The sequence below is a fragment of the Arthrobacter sp. S39 genome (assembly GCF_004320525.1).
In the GTDB taxonomy this organism is placed as follows: domain Bacteria; phylum Actinomycetota; class Actinomycetes; order Actinomycetales; family Micrococcaceae; genus Arthrobacter.
Window position 1 is genome coordinate 1 of record NZ_SIHX01000032.1, and the last position, 1,968, is coordinate 1,968.

At 68.2% G+C, this 1,968-nt stretch carries 1 protein-coding gene; it reads left to right on the forward strand.

The genetic code is table 11. The features are described from left to right. Window positions 1-1,965: DUF222 domain-containing protein (locus tag EYS21_RS23885; protein WP_347559605.1), on the forward strand; the 1,965-nt coding region annotated here is incomplete at its 5' end. Window positions 1,966-1,968 lie beyond the last annotated feature (3 nt).

Sequence of the window (1,968 nt, forward strand, 5' to 3'; positions counted from 1 at the left end):
GCCGGGCTGCAGGACACCGCCGAAGCCACCGGGCTCGCTGAGGCTGCCGAAACCGCCGGGCTCGTTAGTGCTGTTGAAGCGGCCGGGTTCGTTGAAGCTGCCGCGCCGGCCGTGAGTATTGAGGCCGCCCCACCCGCGATAAGCGTTGAAGCCGCCGAAGCTCCCGGATCCGGCGGGTACGGGGCCGGGGCCGCCGCACTCCTGCACGCGATCGCGGTGGTGAACGCCGCAGCCATGGCAGCTCCTGGCGCGTTGGCGATGGCCGACTACGCCGAAGCCGCCCAGTACGCCGGGATGGCCGAGGAACTCTCCCGGACCGTGGAATACCTGCAGATCCTCAGCGCCGGGGCCGTGGACCACACCCGCACCCAGGCCATCAGCGCCGCAGCAACCGCCCGCAGCAGGTCGGGCCGGACCTGGATCACCGGCTGGGACAACGGCACCGAAACCCTGAACGAAACCGACACCGCCTGGCCCGCCACCACAACCACCGAAACCGACACCGCCTGGCCCGCCACCACAACCACCGAAACCACTGCCACTGACACCACAGCCGCGGATGGCATCACGGCCCCGGCCACCGCAGGCGCGGTCCCCGCGCGCACGGTTCCGCCGTCACCGGCCGATGACGGGTGCAAGAACACCGAAGAGTTCCTCCGGATCACGCTCCGGATCGGCATCAGCGAAGCCCGCCGCCGCCTCCACCTCGCCCACTGCGTCCTGCCCGCCACCACCCTCACCGGCGACACCACACCCCCAATCCGCGAACACCTCGCCACCGCACTGGCACCAACAACCAGCACCACCCCCGACAACGAAACTGACACCAGCCCGGACACCAGCACCGGCACGGACTCGGAAATGGACCCGTACGCTGACGGGAGCGGGCCGGGCGTGTCCGTTGCGGGCCCGGCGGTGTCCTCCCGGGCCGGGACGATCATCAGCCTCACCCTGAACCGGCTCCAACACCAGAGCACCCCCGAAACCCTCACCCGGATCGAACACGACCTCACCCGCACCGCCGCCACCGCAGACCCGGACTTCCTCACCCGCGTCGCCCGCCGCTGGGCCGACACCCTCGACGCCGACGGCACCGAACCCAGCGAAGAAACCCTCCGCCACACCCAGGGCGCATTCATCCGCAAACCCCGCCACGGCCTGCACCACCTCGAAATCTTCGCCACCACCGACCAATACGAACACCTCCTCACCGTCATGAACACCGCCACCAACCCCCGCACCACCAGCCCAGACACCAGCCGGGCCGACACCAGCGCAAACACCGACGCTGACACCGGTCCCGGTGCCGGTGCCGGAGGCATCTGGCAGGACAACGAGATAGACCTGGACCGCCGCACCCGCTCCCAGAAACAACTCGACGGCATCATCGGCGCCGTCAAAGCCGGCCTCAGCACCAACACCCTGCCCACCACCGGCGGCAACCGACCCCAAATCATCGCCACCATCAACTACCAAGACCTCTTCCCCCACCCCGACACCGACACCGCCCCAGAGGAAACAGCCACCGGGACCGGGAACTTCGTCTTCACCGGCCCCGTCGCCGCAACCACCCTGCGCAAAATCGCCTGCGACGCCGACATCATCCCCGCCCTCCTCGGCACCCACAGCGAAATCCTGGACCTCGGCCGCAAAACCCGGCTCTTCACCCCAGCCCAACGCACCGCCCTCACCGCCCGCGACCAAGGCTGCACCTTCCCCAACTGCACCACCCCCGCACCCTGGTGCGAAGCACACCACATCACCTACTGGTCCCACGACGGCCCCACCAACCTGGGCAACGGCGCACTCCTCTGCACCCACCACCATCACCTCGTCCACAAAGAACAATGGACCATCACCACCCAAAACGGCGTCCCCTGGTACACACCCCCACCCCACATCGACCCCACCCAAAAACCCCAACAAAACCACTACTTCAAACCCCCACCACCACCCCGCGAATAACCC